Annotated in this window: 12 protein-coding genes and 1 pseudogene; 9 read left to right on the forward strand and 4 right to left on the reverse strand. The window is 61.1% G+C overall.

Going from position 1 to position 14,707, the window contains the following annotated elements; all coding sequences use genetic code 11:
* Window positions 1-7 precede the first annotated feature (7 nt).
* The gene (locus tag L904_RS23875; RefSeq protein WP_020813304.1) at window positions 8-1,465 is read left to right on the forward strand and encodes an NAD-dependent succinate-semialdehyde dehydrogenase; all 1,458 of its coding nucleotides are present in this window, start codon (window positions 8-10) and stop codon (window positions 1,463-1,465) included.
* A 259-nt stretch (window positions 1,466-1,724) separates the two neighbouring features.
* On the opposite strand, the gene L904_RS23880 is transcribed toward L904_RS23875, so the two are convergent.
* From L904_RS23880 to L904_RS27965, 3 genes are read right to left on the reverse strand one after another with little or no spacing between them, the layout of a single operon-like run.
* A complete protein-coding gene (locus L904_RS23880) occupies window positions 1,725-2,999 on the reverse strand; it encodes an FAD-binding oxidoreductase (protein ID WP_020813305.1) in 1,275 nt (424 codons plus the stop codon).
* Window positions 3,000-3,014: 15 nt separating this feature from the next.
* The gene (locus tag L904_RS23885) at window positions 3,015-3,683 is read right to left on the reverse strand and encodes a haloacid dehalogenase type II (protein WP_031234533.1); all 669 of its coding nucleotides are present in this window, start codon (window positions 3,681-3,683) and stop codon (window positions 3,015-3,017) included.
* Window positions 3,684-3,690: 7 nt separating this feature from the next.
* Window positions 3,691-4,041: a hypothetical protein gene (locus tag L904_RS27965; RefSeq protein WP_147401565.1), complete on the reverse strand. Its 351-nt coding sequence runs from the start codon at window positions 4,039-4,041 to the stop codon at window positions 3,691-3,693.
* Here L904_RS27965 and L904_RS23890 point away from each other — a divergent pair.
* From L904_RS23890 to L904_RS23920, 7 genes and pseudogenes are all read left to right on the forward strand, one after another.
* Window positions 4,006-4,842 (forward strand): GNAT family N-acetyltransferase, encoded by an 837-nt coding sequence (locus tag L904_RS23890; RefSeq protein ID WP_020813307.1) that lies wholly within the window; start codon window positions 4,006-4,008, stop codon window positions 4,840-4,842. The genes L904_RS27965 and L904_RS23890 overlap by 36 nt on opposite strands.
* Window positions 4,843-4,856: 14 nt before the next feature.
* On the forward strand, window positions 4,857-6,230 hold the full coding sequence (locus L904_RS23895; protein ID WP_020813308.1) for an aspartate aminotransferase family protein: 1,374 nt from the start codon (window positions 4,857-4,859) through the stop codon (window positions 6,228-6,230).
* 256 nt (window positions 6,231-6,486) lie between these two features.
* On the forward strand, window positions 6,487-7,200 hold the full coding sequence (locus L904_RS23900) for an HAD-IA family hydrolase (protein ID WP_003524662.1): 714 nt from the start codon (window positions 6,487-6,489) through the stop codon (window positions 7,198-7,200).
* A gap of 92 nt (window positions 7,201-7,292) precedes the next feature.
* Window positions 7,293-8,902 (forward strand): annotated as a pseudogene (locus L904_RS23905) (ABC transporter substrate-binding protein).
* Window positions 8,903-8,994: 92 nt separating this feature from the next.
* The gene (locus L904_RS23910; protein WP_003524664.1) at window positions 8,995-9,945 is read left to right on the forward strand and encodes an ABC transporter permease; all 951 of its coding nucleotides are present in this window, start codon (window positions 8,995-8,997) and stop codon (window positions 9,943-9,945) included.
* A complete protein-coding gene (locus L904_RS23915) occupies window positions 9,945-10,796 on the forward strand; it encodes an ABC transporter permease (protein ID WP_035264215.1) in 852 nt (283 codons plus the stop codon). Before L904_RS23910 ends, L904_RS23915 begins: the two co-directional genes overlap by 1 nt.
* Window positions 10,796-12,451 carry an ABC transporter ATP-binding protein gene (locus tag L904_RS23920; protein WP_020813310.1) on the forward strand — a complete coding sequence of 552 codons (1,656 nt, stop codon included), beginning with the start codon at window positions 10,796-10,798 and terminating at the stop codon, window positions 12,449-12,451. Before L904_RS23915 ends, L904_RS23920 begins: the two co-directional genes overlap by 1 nt.
* A gap of 218 nt (window positions 12,452-12,669) precedes the next feature.
* Here L904_RS23920 and L904_RS23925 read toward each other — a convergent pair whose 3' ends face one another.
* Complete coding sequence (locus tag L904_RS23925; protein WP_003506856.1) at window positions 12,670-13,146, reverse strand: Lrp/AsnC family transcriptional regulator; 477 nt, start codon at window positions 13,144-13,146, stop codon at window positions 12,670-12,672.
* A 230-nt stretch (window positions 13,147-13,376) separates the two neighbouring features.
* On the opposite strand from L904_RS23925, the gene L904_RS23930 reads away from it, so the two are divergent.
* A complete protein-coding gene (locus L904_RS23930) occupies window positions 13,377-14,702 on the forward strand; it encodes an FAD-binding oxidoreductase (protein ID WP_035264212.1) in 1,326 nt (441 codons plus the stop codon).
* The last annotated feature ends 5 nt before the right edge of the window (window positions 14,703-14,707 follow it).

A 14,707-nucleotide genomic window follows, 5' to 3' on the forward strand; every position in this document is an offset into this window, starting at 1 on the left:
AATTATGATGCAGGGCTTGAAGGACAAGGAACTCTTTCGCCAGACGGGCTTGATCGGCGGCGCATGGAAGGCGGCGGCATCGGGCAAGGCGGTCGACGTGATCGACCCGGCGACGCAGGCGGTAATCGGCACCGTGCCGGATATGGGCGGCGCGGAAACCCGCGCGGCCATCGAAGCCGCCAACGCCGCCTTCGGCCCGTGGAAGAAAAAGACCCACGCGGAGCGCGCAGCGCTTCTCGAAAAATGGTTCGCGCTGATGATCGACAATGTCGACGATCTCGGCCTGATCCTCACCACCGAACAGGGCAAGCCGCTGGATGAAGCGAAGGGAGAAATTCGCTACGGCGCATCCTTCGTCAAATGGTTCGCGGAAGAGGCTCGTCGTATCGGCGGCAGCACCATCCCTTCACCGACGCCAGACCGGCGTATCGTGGTGCTGAAAGAACCGGTCGGCGTCTGCGGCATCATCACGCCGTGGAACTTCCCGAACGCCATGATCACCCGCAAGGTCGCGCCCGCACTTGCGGCCGGCTGCACCGTTGTCATCAAGCCTTCGGAATTCACGCCCTATTCGGCGCTGGCGCTCGGCGTGCTTGCCGAACGGGCCGGCATTCCCGCCGGCGTCATCAACATCGTCACCGGCATGCCTACGGAAATCGGCAACGAAATCATGGCCAACGAGACGGTTCGGAAAATTTCCTTCACCGGCTCCACCCGTGTCGGCTCGCTTTTGATGCGCGGTGCTGCCGACAGCGTCAAGCGGCTGTCGCTGGAACTGGGCGGCAATGCGCCCTTCATCGTGTTCGATGATGCCGATCTCGATCTCGCCATCGAAGGCGCGCTGGTTTCGAAATTCCGCAATGGCGGCCAGACCTGCGTCTGCGCCAACCGTATTCTCGTGCAGTCGAGCGTCTATGACGCGTTTGCGAAAAAACTGGCGGATCGCGTCGATGCCATGCGGGTCGGACCCGGAACCGAGGCAGGCGTTTCCATCGGCCCGATGATCAACGAACCGGCCATCGCCAAGATCCGCGCCCATATCGATGACGCCGTTTCCAAGGGCGCGAAGGTCATTACCAAACCACATGATCTGCCGGAAGGTCCGCAATATACCGCCCCCGTGGTGCTGACCGGCGCCACGACCGGGATGCGGCTGGCAAGCGAAGAAACCTTCGGACCGGTGGCACCGCTCTTCCGTTTCGAGACGGAAGAAGAAGCCATCGCCATCGCCAACGGCACGCCCTTCGGCCTCGCCGCCTATTTCTATACCGAAAGCCTGAAACGCGCCTGGCGCGTGGGCGAGGCGCTGGAATTCGGCATGGTCGGCCTCAACACCGGCGCAATCTCCACCGAAGTCGCACCCTTCGGCGGCGTCAAACAATCCGGCCTCGGCCGTGAGGGCGCACAGGTCGGCATCGAGGAATATCTGGAAATCAAGACGTTTCATATTGGCGGGCTTTCCTGAGCCCGCTTCCTTCTCCCCGCCTAAAGGGCCGCTCTGCGGCCCTTCTTTTTGTGTGGAGGCAATAAAACGGCCGGACAGCTGCTGTTAGATTGATGGAACGCCCACAAACCTCTCCTCCGTCATGCTCGGGCCTGTCCCGAGCATCTGCTACCGATTGATTTTGCGATAGGTGGACAGATCCTCGGGATAAGCCCGAGGATGACGTCGAATGTGGAGGATGGTTCGTAAGAAGCCTGAGCGACAGGAAAGCGACCGCACTCTACTGAATCTTGTCCAGCATCTTGTAATAGAGGCCCACGACCGGCAGGAACCACGGCTTGCCGAAATGGCCCGGCACCGCCGGCCATTCCAGTCCCTTCAGCGGGTTGTTATCCGGCCGTCCGAGAATGGCGTCAGCCATGATCATGCCGAGATGGGTGGAAAGCTGCGCACCGTGGCCGGAATAGCCCATGGCGTACCAGACGCCGTCGTGGAAACCGGCGCGCGGATAACGATCCTTGGTCATGTCCACCAGACCGCCCCAGCAATAATCGATCGGCACATGCGAAAGCTGCGGGAAGATGCGATGCAGGCTTTCCGTCAGGATCGCACCGCTTTTGGCATCCGAACGCTGGTCCGACGTGGCGGAAAAGCGCGCACGGCCGCCGAAGATCAACCGGTTATCCGGCGCGAGCCGGAAATAATTGCCGATATTCATCGAGTTGACATAGGTGCGGTTGCCCGGAACCGAGGCCTGAACCTCGGCATCCGTCAGCGGCCGCGTGGCGATGATGAAACTGCCGACGGCGATGATGCGGCGACGGAAATAACCGAAGCCGGACGGCGTGTAAGCGCCGGTCGCCACCAGAACATTGTCGGCCGTCACCTTGCCGCGCGAGGTTTCCAGTTCATGGGTCCTGCCGTTCTGGATGTGCTTCGTCACCGCCGCATTTTCGAAGATCACCGCGCCATGACGGCTGGCGGCTTCGGCAAGGCCGGCCACATAGCGACCCATATGCATCATCGCGCTCTTCTTCGAAAGCATGGCGCCATAAAAGGGCGAACCGATCTCCGACTTGAGATCGGCTGCGGAAAGAAGCGCCGTGTCGGGATCGACCTCGGCATGCAGCGCCTCGAAATTCTTCGCCAGACCTTCGAAATGCTGCGGCTTGGAGGCAAGCTTCAGCTTGCCCGAGCGGCGGAAGTTGCAATCGATGCCTTCCTCAGCGATCAGCGCCTCCAGCGTATCGATGGAGGAATCGAGCGCCCTGTAGAGGGCGATCGCGCGCTCCTTGCCAAGCTCGGCCTTGGCGGAGAGATAGGAATGGGCGAGACCATTGTTGAGATGCCCGCCATTGCGGCCGGAGGCGCCCCAGCCGACCCGCTCCCCTTCAAGAACGACCACCCGCGCGCCGGCCTTGGCCAGCTGGCGCGCGGCCCCGAGACCGGTGAAACCTCCACCGATGACGGCGACATCGTAATGACCTTCGACGGGACCTTGCGCGGCACCTGAAAATTGCGGCGCGGTATCGTGCCAATAGGAGACGAACTTCATGGTCCCGACCTTTCCTTACAATCCAACCACGCCTGCCAGGCCGGAAATATCGGCGATTTCGACATAACCGTAATAGGGATTGGCGGGCTCGTGACCACGATTGACCCAGACCTTGTTCTTGATGCCGAGATCATGGGCCGACATCAGATCGTAACGGAACGAGGAGGAAACATGCAGCATGTCTTCCGGACCGCAGCCCAGCATGTCGAACATATATTCGAAAGCCTTGAAGCGCGGCTTGTAGGCCTGTGCCTGCTCAGCCGTATAGACAGCGTGGAAGGGCGCACCGAGCTTTTCGACATTCGACATGATCTGCGAATTCATGGCGTTGGACAGGATGACGAGGGGAATTTCCTTCGCAACCTTGGCAAGCCCGGCCGGAACATCGGCATGCGGGCCCCAGGTCGGAACGTGCTCGTAAACGAAGGTGGCATCTTCATCCTTGAAGGCCACGCCATTGCGCTTGCAGCTGCGCGAAAGCGAATTGTGAACCACCTGGGCGTAGGGCTTCCAGTCGCCCATGATCTCATCCAGACGATAGGCCGCAAAATTCTTGATGAACTGCTGCATCTGCGCTTCATCGAGACGATCGCCATAAAGATCGCGGGCGGCCTCTGCCATCTGGAAATTGATCAGCGTGCCGTAGCAATCGAAGGAGATGTATTTCGGGCGGAAGATGGTCATGTCGTCGTCATCCTTGCTTGGGGATCGGCCGTGCCGGAATGAATTGATCATAGAAAGCCTTTGCCCGGTCGACGCACCGCAATTGCCATTCGCGGAAGCAGATTGTTGCGTATGCAGCCGCCAGTTTGGCAGAGAGTTGCGTCGAGGCAAACCGGAAGCCGCCGCCGGTCCCCGGTTTACAGCCAGGTGCGGACAAGATGCGGCATAAGATGCGGCGGCGGATAAAAGCAACAGCGAAACATATCGAACCTTCCCATTTGTCGGGACAATCTTCTTTCGGCATCGGTCTATCAATGAATAAGCAGAAAAACGGAGTTCCGGCATGCAGGCGAGCCTGATCGATATCCAAACGTTTCAACCGGACCACCTCGACGCGGCCGTTGAACTTTCCCGCCAGGCCGGCTGGCCGCACCGGAAAGAAGACTGGGCGCTGGTCCTTTCCCTGAGCAAGGGTTTCGTCGCGCTGGAAAACGGGCGCGTCGTCGGAACCGCCATGGCGACGATTCTCGGAGACACCTGCGCCACCGTCAATATGGTGATCGTGGACGAGAGCATGCGCGGCCGCGGCCTTGGACGCCAGTTGATGGGCGCTGCAATGGACGCAGCAGAAAATCGCGAGTGCCGTCTTGTAGCCACGGCCGACGGCCTGCCCCTTTATGAAAAGCTGGGCTTCGCCGCCTGCGGCGAGGTGCTCCAGCATCAGGGCATTCCGGCCGCGACCGACAGGCCGGAAGGTGTCACCTGGGCGGAAACCATTGATCCGGCCGAACTCGCCGCGCTCGATGCGCAGGCTTTCGGTGCGGATCGCACGGCCCTCTTTGCAGCACTTGCCGAAAGGGCGCGTTTCGCACTCGTGCAGGAACAGGGCGTCATCAAGGGCTTTGCAGCACTTCGCGCCTTCGGGCGCGGCGAAGTCATCGGCCCGGTCGTCGCGGAAAATGCTGAAATCGCGAAAGAACTGATCGCATTCGTGTTTTATGAACGTCCCGGCGCATTCCTTCGTGTGGACACCACGGCCGACACGGGCCTGGCCCCCTGGCTTGCCGAACGCGGTCTTGGCCATGTCGGCGGCGGCATCGCCATGCGCCGGTCGAAAACCGAAATCCCCGCTGACAAAAAACTGAAAACATTCGCATTGACCAGCCAGGCGCTGGGCTGAATCGGGAGAGACCCATGTTAAGCAATTCACTCATCGAACTGGATCGCGCCCATCTGGTGCACCCTGTCTCTTCCTTCCGCGGCCATGAGAAGCTGGGCGTGCGGGTACTGCAATCGGCACGCGGCGCAACCGTCACCGATATTACCGGCCATCAGCTCATCGATGGTTTTGCCGGCCTGTGGTGCGTCAATGCCGGTTACGGCCATGACAGCATCGTCGAGGCGGCGGCAAAGCAGATGCGGGAATTGCCCTATGCGACGGCCTATTTCGACATTGGCAGCGAACCGGCCATTCGGCTGGCCTCGGAACTTGCCGACCGCGCACCGGGCGATCTCAACCACGTCTATTTCACGCTTGGCGGCTCCGATGCGGTGGACAGCACCATTCGGTTCATCCGCTATTACTGGCATGCCAAGGGCCAGCCACAGCGCGACCAGTTCATTTCCATCGAACAGGGTTATCACGGCTCCACCACCGCCGGTTCGGGCCTCACCGCCCTGCCCGCTTTCCATGCCGGTTTCGGCGTGCCTTACGACTGGCAGCACAAAATCCCGTCGCATTACGCCTACCGTAACCCGGTGGGAAGCGACCCGGCCGCCATCATCGCATCCTCCCTGCAAATCCTGAAGGACAAGATCGAGACGATCGGTCCGGACCGCGTCGCCGCCTTCTATGCGGAGCCGATCCAGGGTTCCGGCGGGGTTCTCGTGCCGCCTCCCGGCTGGGTCAAGGCCATGCGCGACCTCTGCCGTTCCTATGGCATCCTTTTCGTCGCCGACGAAGTCATTACCGGCTTTGGCCGCACGGGGCCGCTGTTTGCCTGTGCCGACGAGGACATCGTGCCGGACTTCATCACCACCGCCAAGGGCCTCACCTCCGGCTACGTGCCGATGGGCGCCGTCTTCATGGCGGACCACGTCTATGATACAATAGCCGACTTCGCAGGCGAGGCCGCAATTGGGCATGGCTATACCTATTCCGCCCATCCCGTCAGCGCCGCCGTCGGTCTCGAAGTGCTGAAACTTTACGAGGGCGGGCTGCTGGAAAACGGCCGCCGCGCCGGTGAAAGGCTGATGGCGGGGCTTGAGAGCCTGAGAAGCCATCCGCTGGTCGGCGATGTCCGCGGGCGCGGCATGCTCGCCGCCGTCGAACTCGTGACCGACAAGGACAAAAAGACCCCGCTGCCGGCCGCTGCGGCCCCCGCACGCAAGGTTTTCGACCGCGCCTGGGAAAACGGCCTGATCGTGCGCGCCTTTGCGAACGGTATTCTGGGTTACGCGCCGCCGCTCTGCTGCACCGACAGCGAGATCGACGCCATCATCGAGCGGACGCTGAAGACCCTCGACCAGACGCTCGAAGACCCCGCGGTACGGGCCGCCATGGCCTGAGGCGATAGCCGGGTGGCGTTGCGGCACCCTCTCGAAATGTCGCAATGCACCGCATATTCGCAATATTCTGCCGAAGAGCCGATCCATTTCGGCGAATCCGGCGTGCCGAAAGTGCCAAACTATTAATGCAAACGGCACTAAACGCCATAAAAAAGGGCGTAATCGCAAATGGGAACGGGGCAAGGATCCCGTCCGGGAACAGAATAATCTGCCGCAGGCTCCCCAAGAGGCCGAGGCGGCAAAGCGGAGACCGACATTGCCCAAAAAACTGAGCGACTTCAAATATATGAGCTTCGACGTGGTGGGGACCCTCATCGATTTCGAAGGCGGCCTGAAATCGACGCTGGCCGCAATCGGCGCGGAAAACGGCGTGGAGGTCGATGGTGAAAAGGCGCTCGCGCTTTACCGCGCGGCCCGTTATTCCGACGCGACCGACCTGTTTCCGGATGACCTCGTCCGCGTATACCTGATTATCGCTCCCGAACTCGGCCTGCCGGCGGAACGCGCATTCGGTGAACGCCTGCGCGATGCGGCAAAAAGCTGGAAAGGCTTTGAAGACAGCCGCGCCGCCATGGCCGAGCTTGCCAAGACGCATCGCCTCATCGCCATGACCAACGCCCAGCGCTGGGCCTTCGAATATTTCTCGAAGGAACTCGGCAATCCCTTTCATGCCGCTTTCACCGCGGATGACACTGGCACCGAAAAACCCGATCCCGCCTTTTTCGAAAAGGTTTTTGCCTTTGTGGAAAGCGAAGGCGCATCGAAGGACGACATTCTGCACGTCGCGCAAAGCCAGTACCACGATATCGGCATTTCCCGGAAACTGGGCATGACCAATTGCTGGATCGAGCGTCGCCACGCCCAGAAGGGATATGGCGGTACGATCGAGCCGGAAAACTTTACCGAGCCGGACTACCACTTCACCTCCATGGCCGGCCTTGCCGAAGCAGTGAAACAGACGGGCGGCTGAGCCGCCCCGCCAATGGCGTGCCGCGAACTGGGATGCGGCAGCCGGAAATTTCTTCAGACGCATTTCAACAAATCATACAAAAGGGGAAGACCATGAGTGACAGGATTACAAACTGGACCCGCTCCGACGATGCCGCCGTTGAACAGGCGATCCGGCGCGGCGCAACGCGGCGTGAGCTGCTTCACATGCTGCTGGCGGGCGGCGTCGCCCTTTCCGCCGGTTCGGCCATCCTCGGCCGCGCCTCTGGCGCCGTGGCCGCAACGCCGGTATCCGGCGGCACGCTGAAAGCTGCCGGCTGGTCCTCCTCACCGCCGATACGCTCGATCCGGCGAAGGCTTCGCTGTCGACGGACTACGTCCGTTGCTGCGCGCTCTATAACCGCCTGAGCTTCCTCGATGCTTCGGGCACGCCACAGATGGAGCTGGCCGAGTCGATCGAATCCAAGGACGCCAAGACCTGGACCGTGAAGCTGCGTTCCGGCGTCACCTTCCATGACGGCAAGTCGCTGACCGCTGATGACGTGGTCTATTCGCTGAAGCGCCATCTCGATCCGGCAGTCGGCTCCAAGGTCGCCAAGATCGCCGCCCAGATGACCGGCTTCAAGGCTGTCGACAAGAGCACCGTCGAAATCACGCTGGCCAGCGCCAATGCCGACCTGCCGACGATCCTTGCCATGCACCATTTCATGATCGTCGCCGATGGCACGACCGATTTTTCCAAGGGCAACGGCACGGGCGCCTTCAAGATCGAAAAATTCGAGCCGGGCGTGCGCTCGATCATGGCCAAGAATACCAATTACTGGAAATCGGGCGGGCCGCATGTGGACAGCTTCGAGTTCTTCGCGATCTCGGACGACAATGCCCGCGTGAACGCGCTTCTTTCCGGCGACATCCAGCTCGCGGCCTCCATCAACCCGCGTGCGCTGCGCCTGCTCGACAAGCAGGACGGTGTCGTTCTTTCCAAGACGACATCCGGAAACTACACCAACCTCAACATGCGTCTCGACCAGGCGCCAGGCAACAATGCCGATTTCATCGCCGGCATGAAGTCGATCGTCAATCGCGAGCAGATCGTCAAGGCGGCGCTGCGCGGCCTCGGTGAAGTCGGCAACGACCAGCCGGTTCCGCCGATGAACCCCTACCACAATCCGGACCTGAAGCCGAAAGCCTTCGATCCGGACAAGGCGAAGTTCCACTTTGAAAAAGCCGGCCTCATCGGCCAGTCCATTCCGGTCATCGCATCGGATGCGGCAAGCTCGTCGGTCGACATGGCGATGATCATCCAGGCTTCCGCCGCCGAAATCGGCGTCAAGCTGGATGTGCAGCGCGTGCCTTCGGACGGCTACTGGAGCAATTACTGGCTGAAGGCGCCGGTCCATTTCGGCAACATCAACCCGCGCCCGACACCGGATATCCTGTTCTCCCTGCTCTACGCTTCCGACGCACCGTGGAACGAAAGCCAGTACAAGTCGCCGAAATTCGACAAGCTGATGCTCGAAGCACGCGGCATGCTCGATATGGACAAGCGCAAGCAGATCTACTTCGAACTGGAAACGATGATCGCCGACGAAGCCGGCACCATCATTCCCGCCTATATTTCGAACGTCGACGCCATCACCTCCAAGCTGAAGGGGCTGGAAGCCAATCCGCTCGGCGGCATGATGGGTTATGCCTTTGCGGAATACGTCTGGCTCGAAGCCTGATAGACCATGGAGCCGGGCGCGAAAATGCGCCCGGCAGCCTTTCCGTCGTTGCGGAAAGCCTCCACAATCAGGCACGTCGCAGGAGCATGTGAATGAACAGCCGGATATTATCCCTTATCGCCAGGCGGCTGGTCGTCATGCTGACGACGCTGCTTATCGTGTCGTTTATCGTCTTTTCCGCTACCAGCCTGCTGCCCGGCGACACGGCGACGATCCTTCTTGGCCAGGCGGCGACGCCGGAGGCCGTGGCCGGCCTGCGCACCGCCATGCATCTCGACGACCCTGCCCTCCTGCGTTTCGTCCGCTGGCTTCTCGGCCTGCTGCAGGGCGAACTCGGCACATCCTACGCCAACAACATGGCGATTGCCGATCTTATCGGTCCGCGCTTTGTCAACTCCATGAAGCTTGCCGGCATTACCACCATCATCGCCGTGCCGCTGGCGCTGACCCTCGGCATCAGCTCCGCCATGTTGCGCGGAACGCTTTATGACCGGGCCGTCACCGTGCTGACCATCGGCGTCATCTCGGTGCCGGAATTCATGATCGCCACACTCGCCGTGCTGCTTTTCGCCGTCTATCTGAAATGGCTTCCGGCGCTGTCGCTGGTCAGCGAGGTTCACACGCTTTTCGATGTTCTGCGGGTCTATGCCATGCCGGTCATCACGCTGACCTTCGTCGTTTCCGCACAGATGATCCGCATGAGCCGCGCCGCCGTCATCGAGACGCTGGATACGCCCTATGTGGAAATGGCGCTTTTGAAGGGCGCGCCGCGCATGCGCATCGTGCTTCGCCATGCGCTTCCCAATGCGCTCGGTCCCATCGTCAATGCGGTGGCGCTGTCGCTTTCCTATCTCGTCGGCGGCGTCATCATCGTCGAGACGATCTTCAATTATCCCGGCATCGCCAAGCTGATGGTCGATGGCGTCGCAACCCGCGACCTGCCGCTGATCCAGAGCTGCGCGATGATCTTCTGCGTCGGTTATCTCCTCCTCATCACGACGGCGGATATCATCGCCATCATGTCCAATCCGAGGCTGCGCTGATGGCCGACAATATCAAAACAACTTCGGGGACCTCGCGTTTGGGTTACAAGATCAACGCAGTCGGCGTTTTCGGCTTTCTCGTCATTTTTGTCTGGGCCATGGTCGCAATCTTCGCGCCCTATCTCATTCCGCATCCGGTCGGTGAAATCGTCGATCTCGATTATTTCGGGCCGATGACCTCCGATCTCTGGCTCGGTTCCGATTATCTCGGCCGCGACGTGTTTTCCCGCATTCTCATGGGCGCGCGTTTCACGGTCGGCATATCGCTCGCCGCCGTCACCGTCGCCTGCACCTCCGGCGTCGTGCTCGGCATGTGCGCCGCCGTCATCGGCGGCTGGTTCGATGCGGCGCTGAGCCGGTTTCTCGATGCGGTGAATTCCATTCCGAGCAAGCTTTTCGGCCTCGTGGTCGTGGCCGCCGTCGGCTCTTCCATTCCGGTGCTGATCATCACGCTCTCGGTCATCTATACTCCGGGCGCCTATCGTTTCGCCCGGGCGCTCGCCGTCAATGTCAACACGATGGATTTCGTCACCGTCGCCCGGGTGCGCGGCGAAAGCCTGTTCTACCTCATCGGCTCTGAAATCCTGCCGAACATCGTCCGGCCCGTACTGGCCGATCTTGGCGTGCGCTTCGTGTTCATCGTGCTGCTTCTGTCGGGCCTCTCCTTCCTCGGCCTCGGCCTGCAGCCGCCGAATGCGGACTGGGGCGCGCTGGTGCGCGAGAACATCGGCGGCCTACCGTTTGCGGCCCCTGCCGTCATCTTCCCGTCGCTGGCCATTGCCAGCCTGACGATCAGCGTCAACCTGCTGATCGACAATCTGCCGCAGAAAATCCGCGACAGGAGCGAATAATGAGCAATCTCGTTGAAATCCGTGGACTGAAAGTCGAGGCCACCACCGATTCCGGCCGCCGTATCGACATCATCAAGGGCGTGGACATCGACATCGCCGATGGCGAAATCGTCGCGCTGATCGGCGAAAGCGGTTCCGGCAAGACCACTATCGCGCTGACCCTGATGGGCTATGCCCGGCCGGGCTGCCGCATTTCCGGCGGCAGCGTCAAGGTGGCGGACCAGGACATGGTGCAGCTTTCCGAGGCTGAACGCGCCAAAGTCCGCGGCACGAAAGTGGCCTATGTGCCGCAAAGCGCCGCCGCCGCCTTCAACCCGGCGCAGAAAATCATCGATCAGGTCATCGAAGTCACCCGCATCCACCATCTGATGCCGCCGCAGGAGGCACGCACACGCGCGGTGGAACTTTTCAAGGCGCTGTCACTGCCCAACCCCGAGACCATCGGCGAGCGTTACCCGCATCAGGTGTCCGGCGGCCAGCTTCAGCGCCTCTCCGCCGCAATGGCGCTGATCGGCAACCCGAAGCTGGTGATTTTCGACGAGCCCACCACCGCGCTCGACGTCACGACCCAGATAGAGGTGCTGCGCGCCTTCAAATCGGCAATGCGCAAGAACGGCATCGGCGGCGTTTATGTTTCGCACGATCTCGCCGTCGTCGCCCAGATCGCCGACCGGATCGTTGTGCTGAAAGGCGGCGAGGTTCAGGAAACCGGTACGACCACGGATATCCTCGAAAATGCCCAGCATCCCTACACGAAGGAACTGCTGACGGCCTTTCACGACAAGGCGCGTGTCATCACACCCGCCAAACAGGAGCAGGCAACGCCGCTGCTGGATATCGAAAAGCTGATCGCCGGTTACGGAACGAAGGGCGAAGACAAGATGCCGCTGGTGCGTGCGGTGGATAGCGTCAGCCTTTCGGTCTATCCCGGTCGCAATCTCGGCATCATCGGCGAGTCCGGTTGCGGAAAATCGACGCTGGCGCGCGCCATTGCCGGCATTCTGCCGGCGGCCGGCGGCCATGTCATCTTCGAAGGCCGGGAACTGGATGCGGATGCCCGGCGTCGAACCGGCGACCAGCTGCGCCGGATGCAGATCGTGTTCCAATATGCCGATACCGCACTCAACCCGTCGAAACCCATCGAGGATATTCTCGGCCGGCCGCTGACCTTCTATCACGGCATGAAAGGCAAGGCGCGCGACGCCCGGATCGATGAGCTTCTCGATATGGTGAAGCTGCCGCGCTCGGTGCGTCACCGCCACCCCTCCGGCCTTTCCGGCGGGCAGAAGCAACGCGTCAATTTCGCCCGCGCACTAGCCGCCGAACCCTCGCTCATCATCTGCGATGAAATCACCTCGGCGCTCGATACCGTGGTCGCGGCCGCGATCATCGATCTTCTCGGAGAACTGCAGCGGGAGCTGAACCTCTCCTACATCTTCATCAGCCACGATCTTTCGGTGGTGGAAACCATCTGCGACGAGATTGTCGTGATGTATGGCGGGCAGAAGGTGGAGCATCTGGAAACCGAAGCGATCAAATCGCCCTCCCACCCCTATTCGAAACTGCTGTTCTCCTCCGTGCCGAAACTCGACCCGACATGGCTCGACAATCTCCAGCAGGATGCGGAACTGGTGCGGGCGTTTTCGAAAAGGTGAGCTGGACGAATGCCAAACAGGTAAGAGAACCTCTCCTCCGTCATGCCGGACTTGACCCGGCATCCAGCCACGACGCGTCTGCGTCGTGAAATGAGTCTCATGCGATCAAAGACTTGATCGCGCTGGACCCCGGATCAAGTCCGGGGTGACGGAATGTGAACGCAACGCCCGTGCCAAATCCATCGGTTCTGCGGATGCCTGAGGCGCTCCCCCCCAACTCAAAGCGGAAACAGGCTGGTCAGCGGCATATGCGATTTGATGATCGGCGATTTCAGCACCACGAAGCTGAAATATTTGTCGATGCCCACGTCCATATCGGTCAGCCGCTCCATGATCGACTGGTATTCGACGATGCCAGAGGTGACGAATTTCAGCAGATAGTCGTAACCGCCCGAAACGAGGTGGCATTCCACCACCTGGTCGATCTTTTCGACAACGCCGAGGAAGCGGGCGAAATCGATCTGGCGATGGTTCTTGAGCGTGATTTCCGTAAACACCGTCAGCGTCTGGCCGAGCTTGTTGATGTTGATCTGCGCCGAATAACCCTCGATATAACCTTCCGCCTGCAGCTTCTTCACCCGCATCAGGCAAGGGCTTGGCGACAGATTGACAAGCTCCGCCAGCTCTACATTGGTGATGCGACCATTTTTCTGCAATTCGTAGAGGATCTTGATATCGATCCGGTCAAGTTTCATCACGTGCGGAACCCCTTTTTTGTTTTTTGAACACGCGGCATAAAATTCTGGCGCGGCAAAGGAAATCTTACCACATGGGCAAGCCCTGTCGACGTGGGGATATTTTTTTGATGCAGCATAAAGAGTTGCAGAGGCGTCGCCCAACAGCAGGAGATTCCGGCAACAGGCCCAGTCTGGCAGCGTTTACACGCCGGCTGAGGTAAATTAGGACGAATACAAGGAGTCCGACCATGCCCGCCCCGCTGCAACAGATCACGACATCGCCGGAACTGCCGAGATCCGCAGACGCCGTCATTATCGGCGGCGGCATCGTCGGTGTCTTCGCCGCCTATTATCTTGCCCGGCGCGGCCTGAAAGTGGCGCTGGTCGAGAAAGGCCTGATCGGAGCGGAGCAATCCAGCCGCAACTGGGGCTGGTGCCGCCAGCAGAACCGCGACGCCCGCGAATTGCCGATTTCCACCAAGAGCCTGGCGCTCTGGGAAGAGTTTGGCGCAGAGAGCGGCGAGGACACGGGTTTTCGCCGCTGCGGGCTGTTTTACCTGAGCGACAATGAGGCCGAACTTGCCGGCTGGGCGCGCTGGCGCGACTTTGCCATTACCGCAGGCGTGACGACCCATATGCTGAGCGCCGATGAGGCGAGCGAACGCGGCCGATCCACGGGAAAGCGCTGGAAGGGCGGCGTGTTTTCGCCGACGGACGGCACGGCCGATCCTTCCATGGCGGCGCCCGCCGTGGCGCGCGCCATCATCAAGCTGGGCGGCACGGTGCATCAGAATTGCGCCGCACGCGGGCTTGAGACGGAAGGCGGCCGGGTCAGCGCCGTCGTCACCGAAAAAGGCACGATCCGCACCAAAACCGCCATCATGTCCGGCGGGGCCTGGGCGTCGTCCTTTTGCCGGCAGCTCGGCATTCGTTTCCCGCAGGCCTCCGTCCGCTCTTCCATCCTCTCCGTCACGCCGGGTGCGGAGGGGCTGCCGGATGCGCTGCACACCGCCGCCGTTTCGGCAACGAAGAGAAAAGACGGCGGTTACACGCTCGCCATCAGCGGGCTGGGGCGCATCGACCCGACGGCACAGCAGATGCGGTTTGCCCGTGAATTCATCCCGATGTTCCTCAAGCGCTGGCGAAGCCTGCGGCCGGGCGGGCTGGAAGGCATTCGCGGCGGCCACGAGACGCTGAAACGCTGGCGGCTCGATGCGCCGACGCCGATGGAACGGGTTCGTATTCTCGATCCGAAACCCAATGCCGCCGCCATCCGCGAGACCCATAGAAGGGCGCTGGAGCTTCTGCCCGCCCTCGGCAAAACGCAGATTTCCGCCGCCTGGGCCGGTTTCATCGACAGCACGCCCGATGGCGTGCCCGCCATTGGCGAAACCAACGAATTGCCCGGCTTCATTCTTGCCGCCGGTTTCAGCGGCCACGGTTTCGGCATAGGGCCGGGCGCCGGCCATCTGATCGCCGATATCGTGACGGGCTCGAACCCGATCGTCGATGCCGCCCCCTATCACCCCAGCCGTTTCCTGAATTCGTCCTGGGGCAAGGTCGCGGATTTCTGACCCTC

Source organism: Agrobacterium sp. LY4 (assembly GCF_001526585.1).
In the GTDB taxonomy this organism is placed as follows: Bacteria; Pseudomonadota; Alphaproteobacteria; order Rhizobiales; family Rhizobiaceae; genus Agrobacterium; species Agrobacterium leguminum.

What these genes read in the sequence shown, in the direction of transcription:
- L904_RS23875 (WP_020813304.1), top strand. Translation starts at nt 8, where the DNA reads ATGCAGGGCTTGAAGGACAAGGAACTCTTTCGCCAGACGGGCTTGATC.
- L904_RS23880 (WP_020813305.1), bottom strand. Translation starts at nt 2,999, where the DNA reads ATGAAGTTCGTCTCCTATTGGCACGATACCGCGCCGCAATTTTCAGGT.
- L904_RS23885 (WP_031234533.1), bottom strand. Translation starts at nt 3,683, where the DNA reads ATGACCATCTTCCGCCCGAAATACATCTCCTTCGATTGCTACGGCACG.
- L904_RS23890 (WP_020813307.1), top strand. Translation starts at nt 4,006, where the DNA reads ATGCAGGCGAGCCTGATCGATATCCAAACGTTTCAACCGGACCACCTC.
- L904_RS23895 (WP_020813308.1), top strand. Translation starts at nt 4,857, where the DNA reads ATGTTAAGCAATTCACTCATCGAACTGGATCGCGCCCATCTGGTGCAC.
- L904_RS23910 (WP_003524664.1), top strand. Translation starts at nt 8,995, where the DNA reads ATGAACAGCCGGATATTATCCCTTATCGCCAGGCGGCTGGTCGTCATG.
- L904_RS23915 (WP_035264215.1), top strand. Translation starts at nt 9,945, where the DNA reads ATGGCCGACAATATCAAAACAACTTCGGGGACCTCGCGTTTGGGTTAC.
- L904_RS23920 (WP_020813310.1), top strand. Translation starts at nt 10,796, where the DNA reads ATGAGCAATCTCGTTGAAATCCGTGGACTGAAAGTCGAGGCCACCACC.
- L904_RS23925 (WP_003506856.1), bottom strand. Translation starts at nt 13,146, where the DNA reads ATGAAACTTGACCGGATCGATATCAAGATCCTCTACGAATTGCAGAAA.
- L904_RS23930 (WP_035264212.1), top strand. Translation starts at nt 13,377, where the DNA reads ATGCCCGCCCCGCTGCAACAGATCACGACATCGCCGGAACTGCCGAGA.